Genomic DNA, 16,693 nt, shown 5'->3' on the forward strand with positions numbered 1-16,693 from the left:
TGCGGCCAGAATCAAGCGCCCTGACCGCGTCGACCGGGACGCGGGGGATCACACAATCCGGATCAAATTCCGGCCAGCGCCAACTCCATCGCAAAGTAGGTGAAGATCAGATCCGCGCCCGCGCGCTTGATCGCGCCGAGGCTTTCACGCACCACCCGGGCTTCGTCAATGGCCCCGGCCTGTGCGCCGAACTTGATCATCGCGTACTCGCCGCTGACCTGATACGCCGCCAGCGGCAGGGTCGAGGCCTCGCGGATGTCGCGAATGATGTCCAGATAGGCGCCCGCTGGCTTGACCATCAACGCGTCGGCGCCTTCAGCCTCATCCATCAGCGATTCACGCAGGGCTTCGCGGCGGTTCATCGGGTTCATCTGGTAGGTCTTGCGGTCGCCCTTGAGCGCCGAGCCGCCCGCTTCGCGGAACGGGCCGTAGAGCGAGGAGGCAAATTTGGTGGAGTACGCCATGATCGGCGTCTGGGTGAAACCGGCGGCGTCCAGCGCCGCGCGAATGGCCCTAACCTGACCGTCCATTGCCGCCGACGGTGCGATCACGTCGGCCCCGGCACGGGCGGCCATCACCGCTTGCTTGCCAAGGTTCTCAATGGTCGCATCGTTGTCAACGTGGGCACCGTGCATCACGCCGCAGTGGCCATGATCGGTGTATTCACAGAAGCAGGTGTCGGACATCACGATCATGTCCGGCACCGCATCCTTGATGGTGCGCGAAATACGCGAGACCAGGCCGTTTTCCTGCCAGGTGTCACTGCCACTGGCGTCGAGGTGGTGGGAGACGCCGAAGGTCATCACCGACTTGATTCCCGCACGGGCGTAGCGCTCGACTTCCTGCGCCAATTTCGACTCGGGGATACGGCTAACCCCCGGCATGCTGTTGATCGGCACAAAATCGTCGACTTCTTCTTCGACGAAAATCGGCAGCACCAGGTCGTTCAGCGTGAATTCGGTTTCCTGGAACAGCGCGCGGAAGTTCGCATTGCTGCGCAGGCGACGTGGACGAGCGGCGGGAAACAGACTGGACATGGCAGTTCCTGATTGAAGATGTGTGAAAACCGCCGGCCAAACATGGCTTGGGCGTATCAATTGGCGCGAAGCTTATTCCTGCGTGGCTTCGGATTCAAATATCGGGTCGATAAAGAGAATTGTCGGATGCGCAACAGTGGAACCGTGTGGCATCGAACGAACTTCAATGAAGACCGGACCGTTGACCTGGCCCGGTCAATCTCTCGGCGGGTATAACGCTTCGAGTACCCCCAACGCCAGCGGGTGCGCTGATTGACCGCACCTGCGCCCCCAGGGCGACGTCACCGTGGCGGGCATTGGGTCGCCAATCTGCCCGGTATGCCGATGACGCCGGCCGTGCAACGATCGCCAGACTTGCAGCGCGGCGTCATCCCGGAAGGTTACCGTCGCCCTCGCCCAACGCGCGCTGCATGATCACGGTGTCAAGCCAACGGCCATGCTTGAAACCCACGGACTGGAGCACACCCACCTTGCCGAACCCCAAGCGCTCATGGAGCCGGATCGAGGCAACATTCTCGCTGTTGCCAATGATTGCGACCATCTGCCGCTGCCCACCGTCGACGCAGCGCTGGATGATCAGCGCCAGCAACGCCTGGCCAATGCCCATCCCGGCCATACCGTCACGCACATACACCGAATCCTCGACAGTGAAGCGATAGGCCGGACGCGGCCGATACAGGGTTGCGTAGCCATAGCCGACCACCTCGCCATCGCGCTCGGCCACTAGGTAAGGCAAGCCATTGGCACGCACATCGGCCTGTCGTCGCAGCATCTGTTCGACGGTTGGCGCCTGCACTTCAAAGCTGGCGGTGCCGTGGATCACGTGATGGGCATAGATCGCCTGTACGGCGGGCATGTCGGCTTCGCTGGCGTCGCGCAGGATCAGGTCATGGGACATTGAACGGGGTCTCGGTGATTGATATGAACCGCTGGGGAGCATGATGAAGCCCAGGCAGACCAAAACAAAGCTATGATTCATCATCCTCAGCATGAGCAAAACTTTGGCATGAAACGGCTCAACCTTAACCATTTGCACACGTTCGCCCAAGTCATGGAGCTCGGCAGTTTTTCTGCTGCAGCCACACGCGTCAGCCTGACTCAACCAGCTGTCAGCCTGCACATTCGTCAACTGGAAGAGCGCCTGAACCTGCGCCTTATCGAACGTGTCGGCAAGCGCTTAAAGCCTACGTCAGCCGGGAGTACCTTGCTCGCACACATTGCTCGCATCGACGCTGTGGTTGAAGACGCCCTGCTTGAGTTGTCCAGCCACGCCGAGGGCATTGCCGGGCAGGTCGCTATCGGCACGGGCGCGACGGCTTGTATCCATCTGCTGCCGCCCCTGCTGGGTGACCTGCGTCGTCAATTTCCGGCGCTGGACGTGCGGGTCAGCACCGGCAACACCGATGCCATCGTGCGAGCGGTCCAAGCAAACCGCCTGGATCTGGCCCTGGTCACGCTGCCTGCCTCGGGGCGCAGTCTGTCGGTGAGCGGGCTGCTGGAAGACGAATTCGTGGCGATCTTCAGCGTAGATCAGCCGCAGAGCTTGTCGCCGCTGACCGCCAAGGCACTGGAACCTATGCCGCTGGTGGTGTTTGAGGCGGGCAGCAGCACCCGATTGTTGATCGATGAGTGGTTCCTTCAGGCCGGCCTGCGCGTCAAACCGGTCATGGAACTGGGCAGCGTTGAAGCGATCAAGGAAATGGTCGCCGCCGGACTGGGTTACAGCATTGTCCCGGCCATGTCGGTGGCCGCCGCGCATCACCGTCGCGGGTTGCGGATCGAGCCGCTGACGCCTTCACTGAGCCGCACGCTGGGGATTGTGCTGCGCCAGGACAAGCCGTTGGGCAAGGCGCTGCGTCAGGTGCTCGAAGCGTTGCAGACGCTAAGGCCCTGATTGGGTTTAGAATGCCGCCCCTTTCTGACTGCCGACCCGCCACCACCCGATGAACTCCGACGCGCTGAACACCCTCATGCAGCACCTGCTGGCCGCACTTGCCCCGGCCCCCGAAGAAACCCGCCGCCTGTTTCATGGGCGCGGACGACGCTGGCCGGGGCTTGAGCAACTGACCGTCGACTGGATGCAAGGCGTGGTACTGGTGTCGTTGTTCAAAGCGCCTGCCCCAGAGGAGCTTGAGGCGCTGAAACGGCTGCTGTTCGACCTCGTTCACGATCAGGTCTGGAAGCGTTCTCAGGCCCACACTCTGCTGCTGCAACATCGCTACCTGCCCGACAGTCACACTGAAACGCTGCTCGGGCAAATGCCGCAGGAGTGGACGCTGACCGAAGGCGGCCTGCGCTACCTCGTGGATTTTGGCAAGAAGCAGAACACCGGGCTGTTCCTCGACATGCGCTATGGCCGTGACTGGGTGCGCGCCCACGCGGACGGCAAGCGGGTGCTGAACCTGTTCGCCTACACCTGCGGTTTCTCGGTGGCGGCGATTGCAGGAGGCGCAACGTCCGTGGTCAACCTGGACATGTCCCGCGCAGCGTTGAGCCGGGGCCGTGACAACCATCGCCTCAACGGCCATGACCTGAGCAAGGTCGGTTTCCTGGGCCACGAACTGTTCAAGTCGTGGGGCAAGGTAAAAAGCGGTGGGCCGTACGATCTGGTGATCATCGACCCGCCGTCGTTTCAAAAAGGCAGTTTCTTGCTGACCAAGGATTACCAGCGCGTGCTGCGCAAACTGCCGGAGCTGCTCAGCGGCGAAGGTACGGTGCTGGCGTGCATGAATGACCCGGCCTTGGGCGCGGAGTTTCTGATCGAGGGCGTGACGCGGGAGGCGCCTGGGTTGCGCTTCGAACAGCGGTTGGACAACCCGTCGGAGTTTGCCGACGTCGAGCCCGGCGGCGGGCTCAAGGCACTGGTGTTCCGACAGCGGGGCTAGCCACCACGATCTGACAGCAGCACGCCTTGCCAGCGGTGACGGGAGTGATCTCGCCGCCGGCGGCAAGCCGCAGTGCTGCACCAACGCATTGGCGCGCCACTGCCAACCGCTTTACGCGCTAAGGCGCGAAATCACGTCGTTCAGCCCCATGGACAACCCGTGCAGGTCTTCACTGGCCGTCTGCGTGCGCTGCACGTTGTTCTGGTTGGTGGTGGCGATTGCAGTGATTTCGGTGAGGTTGCGCGAGATGTCTTCGGCCACAGAGGTCTGCTCCTCCGCCGCCGTGGCGATCTGCCGGTTCATGTCGCGAATCGCCTCGACTGCCGAGGTAATGCGCGTCAGGGAAGATCCGGCCAGCGCCACCTGATCGACGCTCTCCTGGCTGCGGGCCTGACCGCTCTCGATGGCATGGGCTGCATCGATGGCGCCGGTCTGCACCGAGCTGATGATCTGGTTGATTTCCGCTGTCGACGCCGCAGTGCGCTGGGCCAGGGTGCGTACTTCATCGGCCACTACGGCGAAACCACGACCGGCGTCCCCCGCGCGCGCAGCTTCGATCGCCGCGTTCAACGCCAGCAGGTTGGTCTGCTCGGCAATGCCGCGAATCACTTCCAGCACCTTGCCGATCCGCCCACTGTCGCTTTCCAGGCGACGAATCACGTCGGCGGTGTTACTGATTTCATTACGCATTTGCGTGATGGCGGTAATGGTCGCGGTCATGACCTTGCCACCCTCCTGCGAGCTGCGGTCGGCCTCATCGGCAGCGTGGGCGGCCTGGGCTGCGTGACGAGCAACTTCCTGGGCGGTGGCCGACATCTCGGTCATGGCCGTGGCCACCTGATCGGTGCGCTCGAACTGCTCGTGTGTGCCCTGGGCCATCAACGTGGCAATGGCCCGCAGCTCGCCACCGGCGCTGTCCAGATCGGTGGTGCTGCGTTTGAGCCGGGTGAAGGTGTCGGCAAGGAAATCACGCAAGGTATTCGCCGCCAACGCCAGACGCCCCAACTCATCCTGCCGCGTGACAGTGACCCGATCGCTGAAACGGCCCTGGCTCAGTTGCGCCACGTACTCGATCAACAGGCTGATCGGCCCGACGATGTTACGGTTGATCATCCACAGCGCGAGAACCCCCACCAGCAACGCTGATACCAACATGACAAGGGTGCCGACAAGAATGGTGCGGTCGGCGGTACTGCTGATAACCTGCGAGCGCTGATCACTGATCTTGCGCAGGCTGACCACCAGGTCGCTCATCTGATCGCTGCTGGCGCGGTCAACGCCCATGACGGCCTCATCGCCAGCGACCGGGTCCGCCCCGCCTGCCACGAAGGCATCACGGCCCTTACGGTAGGCGACACCCATCAAGCGGTGATCGTCACGCAGCTTGTCCACCTGGGATTTGATGGCTGGATCCAGGCCAGGGAGGGCGCTCAAACGGCCCAGCGTGTCCTGCACCTGCCGTTCCTGGTCCTCGAACTGACCCCAGAACGTGTCGCGATCGGCTGCTCGTTTACCGCGCAGCAGGACGTTCTTCCACTCCTGCACCTGGGTCTTGAATTGCAGGTTAGCCCGATCGACCAATTGGGAGGCCTGCAGCGGACCCTCCAATAGGCCGCGATAGGCGTGAATATTGCTGGAGAGAAACTGGAAACAGGCCAGTGCGATCACCAGCACCAGCACCAGGCTGCCGCTGAGCAGCGCCAGAATCTGCAATCTCAAGGATTTGGACATAGGAGAAACCTTTATAGGGAGGACTGCGGTCTTCGGGAGGTCGGTTGACGTTCGCCGAACGTTGCCTGCTTGCCACTTCCCTGTGCCGTCGTTTAAAAACGTCGGGCTTATACAGCTTGATTCGACCTCGCCCGGGGCTTCTTTAAGCGCCGGATGCGCGTTCCGACCGGTGGTCGAAAAGCGTCAAGGTCGCGTCGAAACGGCAGGTCAATTAAATGGCTGGCGCCGCACGGTTTGCCGGCAGCAGCGGCCTAGAGATCGCTGCCACCGGCCACAGATTGCGCAGCTCGTTGTCGTATTACCCGCCCTCCACCACCGCTGCGCTAGGGCTTCTGCCCGAACACCTGCGAAGGTCGGCGCAGCACCGGGTCGAATGGGTTGACCTTCTGTCCGATAGCCGCTGCCTCGCGCTTGAGCAACTCGACCACCGTGGGCATCCGCTCGGCGTTCAGGCGGTTGCTGAGGGTCGCCACGCTCAACGCCGCCACCGCCCTGCCTTAGCGGTCCAGAATCGGCACTGCCAGGCCAGCCATGCCCTCCAAAACCCCGGTATTGCGCGACGCATACCCCAGACGGCGCACGCTTTCGATTTCCGAACGCAGCATCACTTCGTCGTACAGGTGAAAATCCCGCAGGCGCGGCAGGTTGTAGCCGATGACGGCGTCTCGCTCTTCCTCGGGCAGAAACGCCAGGATCGCCAGGCTGCCCTGCCCCACGCCCAAGGCCACGCTGCCGCCGATGTCGCCCGTAAAGGTCCTGATCGGATACGGCCCCTCGCTGCGATCCAGACACACCGCGTCGAAGCCGCTGCGCGCCAGCAGAAACAGCGAGTCGCCCAGCGATGCAGAAAGGCGCAGCAGGCTGGGTCGCACCACATCGCGCAAGTTGCCGCTTTGCCCGGCCCTGGCGGCCAGCGCAAAGAATTCCAGACTCAGGCGATAGCGCTTGCTGCGCGCATCCTGCTCGACCATGCCCTCGTCCATCAGGCTGCGTAACAAGCGGTGGGTGGTTGGCTGTGACAACCCGATCTGCTGCGCCAGTTGCGTCACGCGCTCACCCCCTTCGGGACAGTCGCCCAGGCATCGCAATACGGCAAACAAACGCGAGACTGCGCCGACGCCTGTCTCTTTAATTGTTTTATTCCGATCAATGGAATTAATCATCACTTTATCCCTCACTAAATCCACTGAACGAATAGAAGTGAAAATATTACTCGCTCAATGAAATTCTTCGTTGAGCGCATCCTATTTGCAGGCATAGGATCAGTCCACAGGGCGATTTGAATAACAGCGGCAGCCGACTTAGATCGAGCGCCAGCGTCCACTGAGCTTGCCGGTCAGCCCCGGTACGCCGCCTCTCTTCGCATCTGCCCATAAAAAACGCATGCCTTAAGGCAAGCACAAAAAAAAGGTGGAATGCAGCCATGGCTTTTCTTCAGCTTCGGGCACTGTGCAAACGTTACGGCACCGTCGACGCGGTGGTCGCTACTGACTTGTCGGTGGAAAAAGGCGAGTTCGTTTCCCTGCTTGGCCCCTCCGGCTGCGGCAAGACCACCACCCTGCAAATGATCGCTGGATTCGTCGATGTCACCGCGGGACAGATCCTGCTCGACGGTCGCGACATCACCCATGCCAAACCCGCCAGCCGCGGCCTGGGCGTAGTCTTCCAGTCCTACGCGCTGTTCCCGCACATGAGTGTGCGCGACAACGTCGCCTTCGGCCTGAAGATGCGCAAGGTGCGAGCAGACGAAATCCAGCGTCGGGTGGCGCGCGTGCTGCAACTGGTGCGCCTGGATCAACACGCCGACCGCTACCCCCGTGAGCTTTCCGGTGGCCAGCGTCAGCGTGTAGCACTGGCCCGGGCGCTGGTGATCGAACCGCCAGTGCTGTTGCTCGATGAGCCGCTGTCCAACCTCGATGCCAATCTGCGTGAAGAGATGCAGTTCGAGATTCGGCGCATTCAGCGCGAGGTCGGCATCACTACCTTGATGGTCACTCACGATCAGGCCGAAGCGCTGTCGATCAGTGATCGCGTGGTGGTCATGCAGGCCGGTCGCATCACCCAGATCGACGAGCCGTACAGACTCTACGAACACCCGCGCACTCGGTTCATTTCCGGTTTCGTCGGCAAGGCCAATCTGCTGCGCGGCGACCGCGATCACACGGGGGCTGCCCAGGTTCGCCAGCAGCCCGGCGACGGCGAACTGACCCTGAGCCTGCGCCCGGAAAAGATAGACCTGATCACTGCCGGCGCAGGCCGTCTGCAGGGTCGCATCATCACGCGCTACTTTCTCGGCAGTCAGTGGCTGTATCGCATCGATACGGCGATTGGCGAGCTGACGGTGGTGCGCCGCAACAATGGCCAGGCACCGATGAACGAAGGCACCGTCGTGGGGCTGGACTGGCCGGCGGAGTTGCTGCGAATCCTCGCTGTTGATGAGGTGTCGGCATGAGTGCAGTGAGTGTGCTGCGCGATACGGGCCGCGGTTACCTGTTGTCTTCCCCGGCGCTGGTGTTGTTCGTCGGCCTGCTGGTGGTGCCGTTGCTGCTGACGCTGGTGCTGTCATTCAACGTGTTCGACTACGGGCTGGGCGTCAAAAGTGGCAGTTGGACCTTGGCCCAGTACCTGAACCTGGTCACCGATTCGTACTTCTACGAGATATTCTTTCGCACCTTCGTGATCAGCGCGCTGGTGACCTTGCTCTGTGTCGTGATCGGGGTGCCCGAGGCGTACATCCTCAGCCGCATGGGCGCACCTTGGCGTTCGATTTTTCTGATTCTGATCCTCACCCCTCTGCTGATCTCGGTGGTGGTTCGGGCCTTTGGCTGGAGCCTGTTGCTGGGCGCCGACGGGCTGGTCAATCAGACCATCCAGGCCATGGGCGGGCATCCGGTGAAGCTGCTCTATACCCCGTTCGCGGTGGTTCTGGCGCTGGTCCACGTGATGCTGCCGTTCATGATCATCCCGGTGTGGACCTCGTTGCAGAAGCTGGATGCCTCGGCCGAACAGGCCGCGCTCTCGCTAGGCGCGAGCCAGGCCAGGGTCATGCGCCTGGTGGTGCTGCCGCAGGCCATGCCTGGCGTGCTGTCCGGCACATTGATCGTATTCGGGTTGTCGGCCAGCTCCTTTGCCATTCCCGGCCTGCTCGGCGGACGTCGCCTGAAAATGGTCGCCACCACGGTCTACGACCAGTACCTATCGGAACTCAACTGGCCCATGGGCGCAGCCATTGCCGTGGCGCTGCTGTTGATCAACCTGCTGGTGATGCTGTCCTGGAACCGGCTGGTCGAAGGCCGCTATAAAAAATCCCTGGGGGAATGATCGATGGCGAAGAATGGTCCTTTGGCCCTGTCCTTCCACGCTCTAGTAGTGGTGTTCATGCTGGCGCCGCTGGCCGTGGTGTGCCTGGTGGCGTTCACCCCGGAAAACACCCTGAGCCTGCCGTGGCACGGGTTTTCCCTGCGCTGGTTTGAAGCGGTATTCCAGCGCGCCGATTTCATCCAGTCGTTCTACAACAGCCTGATTCTGGCGGTGGTAGCGGCCACCCTGGCGACGCTGATCGCCGTGCCCGCAGCACTGGCGATCACCCGCTATCGGTTCCCCGGGCGCAACGTTCTCAACGGCCTGTTCCTGTCGCCGATCATCATTCCGCATCTGGTGTTGGGCGTGGCAATGCTGCGCCTGTTCGCCTTGATGGGGGTCAATGGCAGTTTTGTCTGGTTGATGTTCGCCCACGTGGTGGTGATCACGCCTTATGTGTTGCGTCTGGTGATCGCCGCCGCCATCGGCACCGACCGCAGCGCCGAGCAGGCGGCGGAGTCACTGGGTGCCAGTCGTTTCACGCTGTTCCGGCAGATCACCTTGCCGATGATCCTGCCCGGCGTGGCCGGTGGCTGGCTGCTGGCGTTCATCAACAGCTTCGACGAAGTCACCCTGTCGATCTTCGTCACCTCACCGTCGACCCAGACCCTGCCGGTGCGCATGTATGTCTACGCCACCGAATCCATCGACCCGATGATGGCCGCAGTGTCGGCGCTGGTGATCGCCCTGACCGCCGCGACCATGATCATTCTCGACCGCGTGTACGGCCTGGATCGCGTGCTGGTGGGGCGTCACTGATGAGACCGGAATCGATGGCTCACAACCGTTTTTGCCTTAGAGAGAATGCACCATGGCGTTGCTGAAACGAGTGGCCGAACACGACCGCGAGGTCTTGACGTTTACCCTCGACGGTCAGCCCGCCAGCGGCCTGCGAGGCGACACGCTGCTGACCGCCGTGTTGACCTGTGCCGATCACCTGCGCGGCAGCGATTTCAGCGCAGAACTCAGGGCCGGCTTCTGCCTGATGGGTGCATGTCAGGACTGCTGGGTCAAACTGGGCGACGGCCGCCGGGTGCGTGCCTGCACGACGCTGCTCGAAGGCGGCCTGTGCGTCAGCCGCGAGCCGGGGCGTAGCGCATGAGCACCACCGATATCGTGATCGTCGGCGCCGGACCGGCCGGCATCCGCGCGGCACAGACCCTGGTGGCCTACGGTGAGCAGCCATGCCTAATAGACGAGAGCGCACGCGGTGGCGGGCAAATCTATCGCCGCCAGCCTGCAAACTTCAAACGCCCGGCCAAGGCGGTGTATGGCTTCGAAGCCGCGAAAGCCCAAGCCGTGCATGCAACGCTTGATGGCCTCGGAGGCGACATCGATTACCGCCCCGAAACGCTGGTGTGGAACGCAGAACAGCACGCGCTCGACACACTGGCCCATGGCGTCGCTGCGCAAGTGCGGTACAAGCAGCTGATCGTCGCCACCGGTGCTACCGACCGGATTCTTCCCGTACCTGGCTGGACCCTGCCCGGCGTTTACAGTCTGGGGGCTGCGCAGATTGCCTTGAAGTTTCAGGGTTGCGCAATTGCCGAGCGGGTGGTGTTCGCAGGCAGTGGACCTTTGCTCTACCTGGTCGCCTACCAATACGCCAGGGCAGGTGCCAAGGTGCTGGCGGTGCTCGACAGCGCACCGCTGTCTGCCCAGACCCGTGCCTTGCCCGCGCTGCTGGGCCAACCGGCGACCCTGGCCAAGGGCCTTTACTACCGGGCCTGGCTCACTGCACATGGCATCCCCGTGCATCAGCGTGCCGAGTTGCGCGCCATCTCGGGCCAGCAGCGCGTGAGCGGCGTGCAGTGGCGCGAGGGCGAGCACATGCACTCGCTTGATTGCGATGCCGTGGCGTTCGCCCATGCCTTGCGCAGTGAAACGCAATTGGCTGATCTGCTCGGCTGCCGGTTCACCTGGAGCCCGCTCAACCGCGCTTGGCTCCCAGTGCGCGATGATCGTGGGCGAAGCAGCGTCGAGGGCGTTTATCTGGCCGGTGACGGCGCCGGCATCATGGGCGCGGATGCTGCCGAAATGGCCGGAGAACTGGCGGCGCTGACCCTGCTGGGCGACTGCGGCCAACACATCGACGAAACACGCGTTGGCCACTTGCAGCGCAAGTTGGACGCGATCCAGCGGTTCCGCCGCGGACTGGAAATCGCCTTCCCGTTTCCCGAGGACTGGGCGACCAGGGCACCGGATGCGATGACCATCTGCCGTTGCGAGGAAGTCAGCGCAGGTGACATTCGCCAGACCGTTGCCGAAGGCCACTGGGAACTCAACCGGGTCAAGGCCATGTGCCGGGTCGGCATGGGGCGCTGCCAGGGGCGCATGTGCGGGCTGGCGGCTGCCGAGATCGTCGCTCAGGCGTCGGGGCGTGACATCGCGAGCGTCGGCAGGCTGCGCGGCCAGGCCCCTATCAAGCCGCTGCCTTTCGGTGTGGACGCTGAACGATGAGCCAGCCCGTAGAAGTGGATGCAGTGATCATTGGCGGCGGCATCGTCGGCGCATCAGCGGCGCTGTTTCTGGCCAAAACCGGCCAGCGGGTGGCGCTGCTGGAACGGGATTTTTTCGGCTCGCACTCCAGCGGCGTCAATTATGGCGGCGTGCGTCGCCAAGGCCGACCGCTGTCGCAGTTAGCGCTTTCGCAACGCGCCCACGGCCTCTGGAATGACTTGCCCGGCCTGATTGGTACCCACGGCGAATACCTGCGTTCCGGGCACCTGAAACTGGCCCGCAGCGACGCGGACATGGCCGCGCTGGTAGCCTACGAACAGGCCAGCCGGGGCTTTGGGCTCACGCTACATCTACTCGACCGTGCGCAGTTACGCGCGCGGTTTCCGTGGGCGGGCGACGTGGCGGTAGGCGCCTCGCTGTGTGCAGATGACGGCCACGCCAACCCGCGTCTTGTGTCACCGGCCTTTGCCGTTGCAGCGCGTCGCGCGGGGGCGCAAGTGTTCGAACAGGCGCAGGTAACCGACGTCAGCCACGACGGTCACGCATTCGAGGTGCGCACCGGCAGCGGCCAGCGTTGGCGCGCACCGTGGCTGCTGAACTGCACCGGGGCCTGGGCGGCAGCGCTGGCCGAGCAGTTTGGCGAAGCAGTGCCCTTGCGCACGGGCCACCCGGCGATGCTGGTCACCGAGCCGCTGCCGATGTTCATGGACGTCAGCACCGGGGTCGAAGGCGGCGGCATCTATGCGCGTCAGGTCGCGCGAGGGAACTGCGTGCTCGGCGGCGGACAAGGCTTTCCCCTCGACTCGAACCGGGCACGGCCGGGCCAGGTGGCGATTCTGGACATCCTGCGCAATGCCGCTGAGCTGTACCCGCGATTGGCGGGTGCCCAAGCGATTCGCACCTGGAGCGGCACGGAAGGTTACCTGCCCGACCGCGAACCGGTGCTGGGCCCCAGTTCAACACAGCCGGGGCTGCTGCATGGGTTCGGTTTTGCCGGCTCCGGCTTTCAGATCGGCCCCGCTGCCGGTGAGGCACTGGCGCAGATCGTCTGCAGCGGCACCTCGCAGGTTGCGCTCGATGCGTTCTCGATCAGGCGCTTCCAATCCTCGTCTCAACGCTTGCCTCAATTCGTATCGCCCGCCCCCGCCGCGCCCGACGGCGTGGGTAACGTTGTCCCCTAGCTCTGAGGAAGATCGCAGCCATGAAGCACACGAAAAACGTCAAACGTTTCGCCCTGACCGGTCTGTCCTGTCTGCCGCTCGCCGCGCTGCTGGCATCGACGCCTGCGCAGGCCGAACCGACGCTGTACCTGGGCATGAACGGCGGGACCATGGAGCGCCTGTACGCCGACCAGGTGTTGCCTGCGTTCGAGAAGGCCAACAACGTGAAAGTGGTCATTGTGCCGGGCACCTCTTCGGACATTCTCGCCAAGGTCCAGGCCAGCAAGGACAACCCGCAGATGCACGTGATGTTCCTCGACGACGGCATCATGTACCGGGCGATCTCCATGGGCCTGTGCGGCAAGCTGCAACCGAGCGCGACCCTGGCGGACATTCCGGCCAAGGGCAAGATCAAGGATGAGGCAGTGGCCGTGAGCCTGGGCGTCACCGGGCTGGCCTACAACACGAAAATGTTCCAGGAGAACGGCTGGAATGCGCCGACCTCGTGGGCGGACATGACCGACCCTCGCTATAAGGACAAACTGGTGTTCCAGTCGCTGGCCTCATCGACCTTCGGCCTGCACGGTTTTCTGATGTTCAATCGCTTGCAGGGAGGCAGCGAGACTAATGTCGAGCCTGGCTTCAAGGCTTGGCCGAAAACCGTCGGGCCCAACGTGCTGGAATACATCGCAAGCTCGGCGAAGATCTCCGAGATGGTACAGACCGGTGAAGCAGCACTGTTCCCGCTCACCCCGACTCAGGTCACTGCGTTGAAACTTAAGGGCATCCCGGTGGAGTACGCGCCGCCCAAGGAGGGCGCAGTGGTCCTGAACGTCGCCGAATGCACGATCGCCAATAACGATCAGCCGGAACTGGCGCAAAAGCTGGCTGAATTCCTGCTGACCCCACAAGCACAGGCCCCGGCGCTGGAGTTGGGCGACCAGATCCCGTCCAATCCGAAAACCCCCACCAGCGATAATACCCGTAGCCAGGTGCAAGCGATGAACAAGTACCTGGAAACCGCAGTGACCATCGATTGGGATCAAGTCAATCAGGCTCGCCCGGAATGGAACGCGCGCTGGAGCCGAACCATCGAGCGCTAGACATTGATGTTGCCCAGGTCAGGAGCCAGACGTTGGGTTGCCCGTAGCAAGGTGGAGCGTTGCGGGCCTGGGTGGCCAGTAAGCCGGCAGCTACCGCAGCCCAAGCGTTTAAATCGAACGCCGACGTGACGAAGCGCCACTGGCAGACGCCGGCCAAGGATCCCGAACCTGTAGGAGACACCGGAGGTTACGATGGCAACGAAAGCGCTACTCCAGGCCCTGTCTTGGGTGCCTGACCCACCGCCTTCGCGGCTGTCGCACAGCTTCAGCCGCTCCCACAGGACCATATTTTCAAGCTGCATACCTCATTCTCAACCGACGACCCCGTCCCCGTCCCCGTAGGAGACGCCGGAGGCACGACGGCAGCGATCGAGGGAACAGGGGAACAGGGGAACAGGGGAACAGGGGAACAGGGGCGTACTGCGTGGCTCATTGAAACATTCTGTCAACTATCCCCCGCTCGCACAGTCACATAACGAACGTTCCCCCAACTACTTACGTGATGACGAGGCCGGATGAGTTTCATTCTTTGCATGACCGTGCTCGGTGTTCTGCTGATGCTGCTGGCACTGACGTCTTCTTACCTGCGCTGGATGCCGGTTACCACTTCAGCGGTGTGCCTGGCGTTCGGCGCCTGCATGGGGCCTTGGGGCCTGGATCTGGTGCAGATCGATATCCGCGAGGGACGTCACTGGCTGGAACGCCTGACCGAAGTTGCGGTGCTCTTTTCCCTGTTCAATACCGGCATCAAATTGCGGCTTCAGTTGCATCGCTCGGTCTGGCACTCGGCTTACCTGCTGGCTGTGCCGGTGATGCTTGCCACCATCGTCGGCGTCTGCGTGGCCACGCATTACCTGTTCGGCCTGTCCTGGCCCATGTCATTGCTGCTCGGCGCCATGCTGTCCCCCACCGACCCGGTGCTGGCTGGCCTGGTGCAAGTCACCAATGCCCAGGATTTCGATCGCGTCAGGTTCGGCCTGTCTGGGGAGGCTGGACTTAACGATGGGACAGCGTTCCCCTTCGTGATTTTCGCCCTCATGTTTCTCAGCCACGGCTCAGCGGACTTCAGTTGGGTCCAGGGTTGGCTGCTGAGGAATATTCTGTGGGGAGTACCCGTGGGTTTATTGCTCGGCTATGGACTGGGACGCGGCGTCGGCCATCTCATGATCTACCTGCGCATTAAAAATGCCGACAGCACCAGCTCACCCAACGACTTCCTGGCGCTGGCCTTGATCGCCATCGCCTACGTCAGCGCTGAAGGCATCGGCGCGTTCGGCTTTCTGGCGGTGTTTGCGGCGGGACTGGGACTGCGCCAGGCCGAGGTCCGCACCACGCAATCGGACATCCCCGCAGAGCACGTTGCCAAACCGGTACTGGGCCACATGGACAGCGATCCCAAGGCCGCAACGGTCACCAGCCATGAAGAACTCAGCGATTCACAACTGGCCGCAGGGGTGATGATGGGCGATATGTTGGCCTTCGGCAGCCTGGTGGAGCGTGCCATGGAGGTGTTGCTGATCACCCTGCTTGGCGCTGCGCTGGCCTTCTATTGGGACTGGCGCGCCGTAGGCCTGGGCTTGGCGTTGTTCTGCGTGATCCGCCCCTTGAGTGTGTGGCTGTTGATCAGCGGCCGGTTATTGACCCGTCCCCAAAAGGCCTTGGTGGGCTGGTTCGGCATCCGTGGTATCGGCACCCTGTATTACCTGTGCTACGCGCTGTCCCATGGCGTGCCCATGGAGGCGGTGCATACCATCATCGGCCTGACGCTGTCGGTTGTGGCCCTGAGTATTCTGCTGCATGGCATCAGCATTCAACCGCTGCTGGAGCGATATGAACGCAGCATGCGCCGCGATGAGTGAACCGAACCGATAGATCTTGTCGATCAATTCATCGGAACAAGCGATTGGACGCTCTCGCGCATGATCGGTAGCTTGCTCATCAACTGAGCAGGTGCGGCCAAAAGTCGCAAGTCCTCGGCCGCAACAGACTTCAAATGGATTGGCTTCGTGTCCAGAGACACGTTTGCGCATCAAGACCGGACGCTTGAATATCACCTCAACATCTGCGTGGCACGCGGTTTGTCAGCGCGGCGCCGGCCCTTGCGTACGAGTCCCTGAACACATGTCCATCAATACGCCCCAACAGATCGCTGAAATCACCGTCGACGCAGGCGTGAAGAAATCGCATTTGCCCACCCTGTCGATTCTCGTGCTGGGTTTTTTGGCCGGTGCTTTCATCGCTCTGGGTTTCCTGCTGGACATCCACGTAAGCACCATGATCCCAGGGCCTTGGGCCTCGCTGGGCAATCTGATAGGTGCGGCGGTGTTTCCCATCGGCCTGATCCTGACCATCCTGGCGGGTGGCGAACTGCTGACCGGCAACATGATGACCCTGCCGGCGGCGATGTTCGCCAAGCGCATTCGCGCAGGTGCGGTCGCCCGTAACTGGCTGCTGGTAACGCTTGCCAACCTGGTCGGTTCCCTGTTCATCGCCTACTTCTTTGGCCACCTGCTGGGACTGACCGAAGGCGCTTTCCTGGCCAAGACCCTGGCCATTGCCAAGGCAAAGGCCAGTGCTGACTTCGGTCAGGCGTTCATTTCGGGGATTGGCTGTAACTGGCTGGTGTGCCTGGCGGTGTGGCTGTCTTATGCGAGCAAGGACGTCACCGGCAAAATCCTCGGCATGTGGTTCCCGATCATGGCGTTCGTGGCGATCGGCTTCCAGCACGTGGTGGCGAACATGTTCATTATCCCGGCGGCGATCTTCGCGGACGCGCTGACTTGGGTCGATTTCATCGAAAACTTTTTCCCCGTCTTCCTCGGTAACGCGGTGGGTGGTGCAATTTTCGTCGGGCTGGCGTATTACGTGTCCTATTCGAAGGCCGCGCACCCTACGGGTGCCGCTGAAGCCGCTGCGACGCTTGAGCAACCGGTGGGCCAAAAGATTTAACGATTGCG

14 protein-coding genes and 1 pseudogene are annotated in these 16,693 nt (G+C 62.4%); 11 read left to right on the forward strand and 4 right to left on the reverse strand.

What is annotated here, in order from left to right; all coding sequences use genetic code 11:
* Positions 1 to 62: 62 nt before the first annotated feature.
* Positions 63 to 1,037 (reverse strand): porphobilinogen synthase, encoded by a 975-nt coding sequence (gene hemB / locus B3I26_RS05650; RefSeq protein WP_296255997.1) that lies wholly within the window; start codon positions 1,035 to 1,037, stop codon positions 63 to 65.
* A gap of 367 nt (positions 1,038 to 1,404) precedes the next feature.
* Positions 1,405 to 1,935 (reverse strand): GNAT family N-acetyltransferase, encoded by a 531-nt coding sequence (locus B3I26_RS05655; RefSeq protein WP_296255998.1) that lies wholly within the window; start codon positions 1,933 to 1,935, stop codon positions 1,405 to 1,407.
* A gap of 108 nt (positions 1,936 to 2,043) precedes the next feature.
* On the opposite strand from B3I26_RS05655, the gene B3I26_RS05660 reads away from it, so the two are divergent.
* Both B3I26_RS05660 and B3I26_RS05665 read left to right on the forward strand, forming a co-directional pair.
* A complete protein-coding gene (locus tag B3I26_RS05660) occupies positions 2,044 to 2,931 on the forward strand; it encodes a LysR family transcriptional regulator (RefSeq protein WP_296255999.1) in 888 nt (295 codons plus the stop codon).
* Between the two features lie 49 nt (positions 2,932 to 2,980).
* Entirely contained in the window at positions 2,981 to 3,922 is a 942-nt protein-coding gene (locus B3I26_RS05665; protein ID WP_296256001.1) for a class I SAM-dependent methyltransferase, read from the forward strand.
* A 111-nt stretch (positions 3,923 to 4,033) separates the two neighbouring features.
* Here the strand turns inward: B3I26_RS05665 and B3I26_RS05670 are convergent, their stop codons facing one another.
* Positions 4,034 to 5,653, reverse strand: coding sequence for a methyl-accepting chemotaxis protein (locus B3I26_RS05670; RefSeq protein WP_296256003.1), 1,620 nt, complete (start codon positions 5,651 to 5,653; stop codon positions 4,034 to 4,036).
* A gap of 323 nt (positions 5,654 to 5,976) precedes the next feature.
* Positions 5,977 to 6,816, reverse strand: a pseudogene (locus tag B3I26_RS05675) (IclR family transcriptional regulator).
* A gap of 260 nt (positions 6,817 to 7,076) precedes the next feature.
* Here B3I26_RS05675 and B3I26_RS05680 point away from each other — a divergent pair.
* From B3I26_RS05680 to B3I26_RS05720, 9 genes are all read left to right on the forward strand, one after another.
* Positions 7,077 to 8,105 (forward strand): ABC transporter ATP-binding protein, encoded by a 1,029-nt coding sequence (locus tag B3I26_RS05680; RefSeq protein WP_296256004.1) that lies wholly within the window; start codon positions 7,077 to 7,079, stop codon positions 8,103 to 8,105.
* On the forward strand, positions 8,102 to 8,974 hold the full coding sequence (locus tag B3I26_RS05685) for an ABC transporter permease (protein ID WP_296256006.1): 873 nt from the start codon (positions 8,102 to 8,104) through the stop codon (positions 8,972 to 8,974). Before B3I26_RS05680 ends, B3I26_RS05685 begins: the two co-directional genes overlap by 4 nt.
* Before the next feature lie 3 nt (positions 8,975 to 8,977).
* Positions 8,978 to 9,772: an ABC transporter permease gene (locus tag B3I26_RS05690; protein ID WP_296256008.1), complete on the forward strand. Its 795-nt coding sequence runs from the start codon at positions 8,978 to 8,980 to the stop codon at positions 9,770 to 9,772.
* 52 nt (positions 9,773 to 9,824) lie between these two features.
* Positions 9,825 to 10,115: a (2Fe-2S)-binding protein gene (locus tag B3I26_RS05695; protein WP_296256009.1), complete on the forward strand. Its 291-nt coding sequence runs from the start codon at positions 9,825 to 9,827 to the stop codon at positions 10,113 to 10,115.
* Positions 10,112 to 11,473 carry an NAD(P)/FAD-dependent oxidoreductase gene (locus B3I26_RS05700; RefSeq protein ID WP_296256011.1) on the forward strand — a complete coding sequence of 454 codons (1,362 nt, stop codon included), beginning with the start codon at positions 10,112 to 10,114 and terminating at the stop codon, positions 11,471 to 11,473. The genes B3I26_RS05695 and B3I26_RS05700 overlap by 4 nt, the downstream gene beginning before the upstream one ends.
* On the forward strand, positions 11,470 to 12,654 hold the full coding sequence (locus B3I26_RS05705) for an NAD(P)/FAD-dependent oxidoreductase (RefSeq protein ID WP_296256013.1): 1,185 nt from the start codon (positions 11,470 to 11,472) through the stop codon (positions 12,652 to 12,654). Before B3I26_RS05700 ends, B3I26_RS05705 begins: the two co-directional genes overlap by 4 nt.
* A 20-nt stretch (positions 12,655 to 12,674) precedes the next feature.
* Complete coding sequence (locus tag B3I26_RS05710) at positions 12,675 to 13,736, forward strand: ABC transporter substrate-binding protein (RefSeq protein WP_296256014.1); 1,062 nt, start codon at positions 12,675 to 12,677, stop codon at positions 13,734 to 13,736.
* A gap of 515 nt (positions 13,737 to 14,251) precedes the next feature.
* Positions 14,252 to 15,595, forward strand: a complete 1,344-nt coding sequence (locus B3I26_RS05715; RefSeq protein WP_296256016.1) for a cation:proton antiporter — start codon at positions 14,252 to 14,254, stop codon at positions 15,593 to 15,595.
* A gap of 262 nt (positions 15,596 to 15,857) precedes the next feature.
* Positions 15,858 to 16,685 (forward strand): formate/nitrite transporter family protein, encoded by an 828-nt coding sequence (locus tag B3I26_RS05720; protein ID WP_296256017.1) that lies wholly within the window; start codon positions 15,858 to 15,860, stop codon positions 16,683 to 16,685.
* Positions 16,686 to 16,693: the final 8 nt, after the last annotated feature.

The organism is Pseudomonas sp. UBA5706, from assembly GCF_002419965.1.
Classification (GTDB): Bacteria; Pseudomonadota; Gammaproteobacteria; order Pseudomonadales; family Pseudomonadaceae; genus Aquipseudomonas.

Bases quoted from the DNA above. Each gene is read 5' to 3' on its own strand.
- B3I26_RS05710 (WP_296256014.1), top strand. From the start codon at position 12,675: ATGAAGCACACGAAAAACGTCAAACGTTTCGCCCTGACCGGTCTGTCC.
- B3I26_RS05715 (WP_296256016.1), top strand. From the start codon at position 14,252: ATGAGTTTCATTCTTTGCATGACCGTGCTCGGTGTTCTGCTGATGCTG.
- B3I26_RS05655 (WP_296255998.1), bottom strand. From the start codon at position 1,935: ATGTCCCATGACCTGATCCTGCGCGACGCCAGCGAAGCCGACATGCCC.
- hemB (WP_296255997.1), bottom strand. From the start codon at position 1,037: ATGTCCAGTCTGTTTCCCGCCGCTCGTCCACGTCGCCTGCGCAGCAAT.
- B3I26_RS05720 (WP_296256017.1), top strand. From the start codon at position 15,858: ATGTCCATCAATACGCCCCAACAGATCGCTGAAATCACCGTCGACGCA.
- B3I26_RS05665 (WP_296256001.1), top strand. From the start codon at position 2,981: ATGAACTCCGACGCGCTGAACACCCTCATGCAGCACCTGCTGGCCGCA.
- B3I26_RS05695 (WP_296256009.1), top strand. From the start codon at position 9,825: ATGGCGTTGCTGAAACGAGTGGCCGAACACGACCGCGAGGTCTTGACG.
- B3I26_RS05705 (WP_296256013.1), top strand. From the start codon at position 11,470: ATGAGCCAGCCCGTAGAAGTGGATGCAGTGATCATTGGCGGCGGCATC.
- B3I26_RS05680 (WP_296256004.1), top strand. From the start codon at position 7,077: ATGGCTTTTCTTCAGCTTCGGGCACTGTGCAAACGTTACGGCACCGTC.
- B3I26_RS05690 (WP_296256008.1), top strand. From the start codon at position 8,978: ATGGCGAAGAATGGTCCTTTGGCCCTGTCCTTCCACGCTCTAGTAGTG.
- B3I26_RS05700 (WP_296256011.1), top strand. From the start codon at position 10,112: ATGAGCACCACCGATATCGTGATCGTCGGCGCCGGACCGGCCGGCATC.
- B3I26_RS05685 (WP_296256006.1), top strand. From the start codon at position 8,102: ATGAGTGCAGTGAGTGTGCTGCGCGATACGGGCCGCGGTTACCTGTTG.
- B3I26_RS05670 (WP_296256003.1), bottom strand. From the start codon at position 5,653: ATGTCCAAATCCTTGAGATTGCAGATTCTGGCGCTGCTCAGCGGCAGC.
- B3I26_RS05660 (WP_296255999.1), top strand. From the start codon at position 2,044: ATGAAACGGCTCAACCTTAACCATTTGCACACGTTCGCCCAAGTCATG.